At 69.2% G+C, this 5,198-nt stretch carries 5 protein-coding genes and 1 pseudogene; all 6 read right to left on the bottom strand.

From position 1 onward, the window contains the following. Positions 1-95: 95 nt before the first annotated feature. Complete coding sequence (gene tyrS, locus G6026_RS11190) at positions 96-1,367, bottom strand: tyrosine--tRNA ligase (RefSeq protein WP_182613218.1); 1,272 nt, start codon at positions 1,365-1,367, stop codon at positions 96-98. 31 nt (positions 1,368-1,398) lie between these two features. Beyond that, complete coding sequence (locus G6026_RS11185; RefSeq protein ID WP_107756353.1) at positions 1,399-2,049, bottom strand: DNA-3-methyladenine glycosylase; 651 nt, start codon at positions 2,047-2,049, stop codon at positions 1,399-1,401. Beyond that, a complete protein-coding gene (locus tag G6026_RS11180) occupies positions 2,046-2,267 on the bottom strand; it encodes a Trm112 family protein (RefSeq protein WP_182613217.1) in 222 nt (73 codons plus the stop codon). The genes G6026_RS11185 and G6026_RS11180 overlap by 4 nt, the downstream gene beginning before the upstream one ends. A 5-nt stretch (positions 2,268-2,272) precedes the next feature. Then, positions 2,273-3,712, bottom strand: coding sequence for an argininosuccinate lyase (argH, locus tag G6026_RS11175; protein WP_182613216.1), 1,440 nt, complete (start codon positions 3,710-3,712; stop codon positions 2,273-2,275). After that, positions 3,709-4,908, bottom strand: coding sequence for an argininosuccinate synthase (locus G6026_RS11170; protein WP_107756350.1), 1,200 nt, complete (start codon positions 4,906-4,908; stop codon positions 3,709-3,711). Before G6026_RS11170 ends, argH begins: the two co-directional genes overlap by 4 nt. A 52-nt stretch (positions 4,909-4,960) precedes the next feature. Next, positions 4,961-5,198 (bottom strand): annotated as a pseudogene (locus G6026_RS11165) (arginine repressor); the annotation flags it as partial.

Below are 5,198 nucleotides of genomic sequence, written 5' to 3'. Positions count from 1 at the left end.
CCAAACGCAAATCGCCAGGTCACGCACGCAATTCCGGGACTTGAAAGCAAGGCGGCGCCGGTCGACACCGGCGCCGCCTCACATCGTGGTCGCGATCAGCGGAGGCGCACCCCGGCGAGGTTCTTCTTGCCGCGGCGGAGCACCAGCCAGGACCCGTGGAGCAGATCATCGTGCCCGGGCGTCCACTCCGGGTCGTCGATGCGGGCGTTGTTGACATACGCGCCACCCTCGCCGACGGCGCGGCGTGCGGCGCCCTTGCTGTCACAGAGTCCGGAGGCGACCAGGAGCTCGATGATCGTTCTCGGGGCATCGGACGCCACCTCGACGGCGCCGGCGTCCTCGAGTGCGGCGCCGAGCGTCCGCTCGTCGAGCTCAGTCAGTTCTCCCCGCCCGAACAGTGCCTGGGAGGCCGCCTGTACGGACTCCGTGGCCGCCACCCCGTGCACCATGGTGGTCATCTCCTCCGCCAGGCGCTTCTGTCCCGCGCGGAGGTGCGGCGTGTCCCGGGTGAGTGCCTCCAGCTCCTCGATCTCCTCACGACCCAGGAACGTGAACCACCGCAGATAGCGGGCCACGTCCGCATCGGACGTGTTGAGGAAGTACTGGTACCACGTGTACGGGCTGGTGAGGTCGGGGTCGAGCCAGAGGCTCCCGCCACCCGTCGACTTGCCGAACTTCTTCCCGTCGGACGACGTGACCAGGGGGACGGTCATGGCATGAACCGTCTCACCATCCATCCGGCGGTTGAGGTCGACGCCGCCGACGATGTTCCCCCACTGGTCGGAGCCGCCGATCTGCAGTGTGCACCGCATGGTGCGTCTCAACTGCACGAAGTCGTTGGCCTGCAGGAGCATGTAGGAGAACTCCGTGTACGAGATCCCGTCACCGTCCAGGCGACGTTTGACGGTGTCCCGCCCGAGCATGGTGTTGAGCGAGAAGTGCTTGCCGACGTCTCGCAGGAACTGGATGGCGGTCAGATGACCGGTCCACTGCATGTTGTTGACCACACGGGCCCCCACGGGCCCCTCGGTGAGGTCGACGAACAGTTCGAGTTGACCTGTGATGCGCTCTGCCCAGTCGGCCACGGTGTCCGCGGTGTTCATGGTCCGCTCCCCCACGTCCCGGGGGTCCCCGATCATGCCGGTCGCTCCCCCGGCCAGGACGATCGGCCGGTGCCCTGCCAACTGGAACCGCCGGAGGGTGAGGAGCGGGATGAGGTGACCCGCGTGCAGGCTGGGCCCGGTCGGGTCGAAGCCGCAATACAGCGACACGGTGCCCTCGTCGAGGTGTTCACGGAGCGCGTCGAGGTCTGTCGACTGCGCGATGAGCCCCCGCCACTGCAGGTCATCGAGGATGTTGGAAGTCACGAGCGACATTGTCCCCCATCGGCGCGTCGGGCTACCACGGGGCGGGGTGCGGGGAACGCGGCGCGCGTGGACTGCGCCGGTAGGAGGACACCTCCCGGGCGCCCGTGATCCAGAACCGCCACGGGCGGTCGGCCTCACGGGACACACCCACCCGGGGTCCCGACCGGACCTGCGACGCGGGAACGGGATCAGGACGGAACGTGACCGGTGACGCCGCATCGAGGACGTCCATGCCCCGGAAGGACAGGTCGATTCCCATCACCCTCCCGAGGTTCCCCGGGCCGCGCGCCGCGTGCTCGGGGAGTATCCCGGGTCGGCGCTGCCGGGTCGCCTCGTGTCCGCCCACCACGCGGCCGGCGCGGAGGAGAACACCGCCGCCTTCCCCCGGGGGTCGGCACGTGATGTTGGCGCACTGGTGGATCCCGTGGCTCAGATAGACGTACAGATGCCCGGCATCGCCGAACATCACCTCGTTCCGCGGCGTCGGTCCCGGCCACGTGTGCGCGGCGGGATCCGGGTGGGGCGAGTCGACCGGGCCGCCATAGGCCTCCACTTCCATCACGCGTACCGCGACGGGCCCGTGGGTCAGGACACCTCCCAACAGGGACCGTGCGGCCTCGTCGGGGTCCGAGTCGCGGAGCAGCGCCCGGAAGGTGGCCCCTCCGTCCTGCGGCAGGGTCACTCGTGCGGAGCCCCGCCCGCACGGGCGAGCAGGGCCTCGTGCTCCGCCTCGTCCACCGGACGTGACTCGTCCGCCAGCAGCACCGGGATGCCGTCGTCGATCCGGTACGCGCGGCGCAGGCGGGGGTTGTAGAGCGTGTCGTCACCCGCCAGGAGGAGCGGCCCCTTGTCCTCGGGGCAGGCGAGGATCTCCAGCAGGCGGTCATCGATGACGGACATGGCGCTCACCCTACCCAGTCGGCGAGTTCGTCACGGACTTCTCCCAGTCGGCTCCGCTGCGCGGCCACCGCGGTGCCGGCGGTCCCGCCCCGTGCGTTCCGTGAGGCGATCGATCCCGTCACCGTGAGGACGTCGCGGACCTCCGGGGTGAGTGCCGGGTCGATCGAGGTCAGCTCCTCATCGGTGAGCGCATCGAGTCCCACACCGCGGGATTCGGCCACCCGGACGCACTCCCCGGCCGCCTCGTGGGCGACCCGGAACGGCACACCCTGACGGACCATCCACTCCGCGATGTCGGTGGCCAGCGTGTACCCGGCCGGAGCGAGCGCGGCGAGGCGACGCGGGTGGAACTTCAGGGTCGAGACCATCCCTGCCATCGCCGGGAGGAGCAGATAGAGCTGGGCCACCGAATCGAAGAGCGGTTCCTTGTCCTCCTGGAGATCCCGGTTGTAGGCCAGCGGTTGGGCCTTGAGGGTGGCGAGCAGGCCGGTCAGGTTGCCGATCAACCGGCCGGTCTTGCCGCGCATCAGTTCCGCGACGTCCGGGTTCTTCTTCTGGGGCATGATCGAGCTCCCGGTCGACCATTCGTCGGCGAGCGTGACGTATCCGAACTCGGGGGTCGACCAGGCGATCACCTCCTCCGCCAGGCGGGAGAGATCGACAGCGACCTGCGCGAGGACGTATGCCGCCTCGGAAGCGAAGTCCCTCGAGCTCGTGGCGTCGATCGAATTGTCCGCCGCACGATCGAAGCCGAGTTCCGCCGCGATCGCGTCCGGGTCCAGCCCGAGGGACGACCCGGCCAGGGCGCCCGAACCGTACGGCGACACGGCCAGGCGTCGGTCCAGGTCCCGGATCCGTTCGACGTCGCGCAGCAGCGGCTGCGCGTGGGCCAGGAGGTGGTGTGCGAGCAGGATCGGCTGCGCGGCCTGGAAGTGCGTCTTGCCCGGCATGACCGTCTCCGGGTGCTCGTCCGCCTGGGACACCAGCGCGTCGACCACGTCGATCACCCCCCCGGCCACCTCCCGCACCGCGTCGCGCAACCACATCCTGAACAGCGTGGCGACCTGGTCGTTGCGGGAGCGGCCGGCCCGGAGGCGGCCGCCCACCTCGACACCCACCCGGTCGATCAGGCCGCGTTCGAGCGCGCCGTGCACGTCCTCGTCCGACTCCGCCGGGACGAACGCGCCGGAATCGACGTCGGCGGCCAGACGGTCCAGACCGTCCAGCATCGCGTCGAGCTCCGGACCGGAGAGCAACCCGGCACGGTGCAACACCCTGGCATGGGCCTTCGAGGCCCTGATGTCGTAGGGCGCCAATTCCCAGTCGAAATGCGTGGACTTGCTCAGCGCGGCCATCGCCTCGGCGGGGCCTCCGGCGAAGCGCCCGCCCCACAGGGCGCCGGTGTTGGTGCCGTGTCGATCGTCCCGGCGGTCGGGTCCGCTCACAGCCCGAGGTCCCTCTTGGCGGCGATCTTGGAGCTCAGACCGTGGAGGTTCACGAAGCCCTTGGCGTAGCTCTGGTCGAACGAGTCCCCCTCGTCGTAGGTCGCGAGGTTGAAGTCGTACAACGACGAGTCGGAGCGACGGCCGTTGACGACGATGGACCCACCGTGCAGGACCATCCGGATGTCCCCGGAGACGTGCTGCTGGGTGTTGTCGATGAAGGCGTCGAGAGCGTACTTGAGCGGAGAGAACCACAGGCCGTCGTAGACCGCGTTGGACCACTCGTCGGAGACCCCTGACTTGTACCGGGCCAGCTCCCGCTCGAGGGTGACGTCCTCGAGCGCCTTGTGCGCGGTGATGAGGATCATCGCACCCGGCGCCTCGTAGACCTCGCGACTCTTGATCCCGACGAGACGGTCCTCGACCATGTCCAACCGACCGACACCCTGGGCCCCGCCGCGGCGGTTGAGCTCGATGATGGCCTCGAGCACGGAGACCTTCCGCCCGTCGATCGCCACCGGGACGCCCTCCGAGAAGGTGACGGTGACCTCGTCGGGAGCCGCGAAGTTGAGGGTGGGGTCCTCGGTGTAGTCGTAGACGTCCTTGGTGGGAGCGTTCCACAGGTCCTCGAGGAACCCGGTCTCCACCGCGCGGCCCCAGACGTTCTGGTCGATCGAGAACGGGGACTTCTTCGTCACGTTGATGGGGATCTCGTTCTGCTCCGCGAACTCGATGGCCTTCTCGCGCGTCCAGGCGTAGTCCCGGACCGGGGCGATGACCTCGAGGTCGGGGGCGAGGGCGCCGAAGCCCACCTCGAAGCGGACCTGGTCGTTGCCCTTGCCGGTGCATCCGTGGGCGACGGATGTCCCACCGTGCATCTTGGCGGCGGTGACCAGGTGTTTGACGATGAGCGGTCGGGAGATCGCCGAGACCAGCGGGTACTGCCGCATGTACATCCCGTTGGCCTTGATCGTGGGCGCGCAGTACTCGTCGGCGAACTCGTCGCGGGCGTCCACGACGATCGACTCCACGGCCCCGCAGTCCAGGGCACGCTGCCGGATGACGTCCATGTCCTCACCGCCCTGGCCCAGGTCGATGGCGACGGCGACGACCTCGGCGCCGGTCTCCTTGCCGATCCAGCTGATGGCTACTGACGTGTCGAGGCCGCCGGAGTAGGCGAGGACTACGCGATCGGACATGGTGTGCTCCTTTGTTGTTCGGGTCGGAGAGTATCGGGTCGGGCGGTGGCGGTCAGACCGGGCGCCGGGCCAGCGAGGCCAGCCGGTCCGCGAGCTCAGCGCCCCCGACGGGCTCACGGGCCATCACGAATATGGTGTCATCCCCGGCTATCGTGCCCACCACGTCGTCGAGGTTCGCGCGGTCGAGCGCGCTCGCCAGGAAGTTCGCGGCGCCGGGCGGAGTGCGCAGGACAGCGATGTTGCCACTGTGGTCCGCGGAGACCAGGAGGTCGCCGAGCAGCCGGCCGAGC

The sequence above is a fragment of the Dietzia sp. DQ11-38-2 genome (assembly GCF_014145055.1).
Classification (GTDB): domain Bacteria; phylum Actinomycetota; class Actinomycetes; order Mycobacteriales; family Mycobacteriaceae; genus Dietzia.
This window is presented reverse-complemented; position numbering and strand designations above follow the sequence as displayed.

Excerpts from the sequence above, each read along its gene's own strand:
- G6026_RS11180 (WP_182613217.1), bottom strand. The coding sequence starts at position 2,267 with ATGTCCGTCATCGATGACCGCCTGCTGGAGATCCTCGCCTGCCCCGAG.
- G6026_RS11170 (WP_107756350.1), bottom strand. The coding sequence starts at position 4,908 with ATGTCCGATCGCGTAGTCCTCGCCTACTCCGGCGGCCTCGACACGTCA.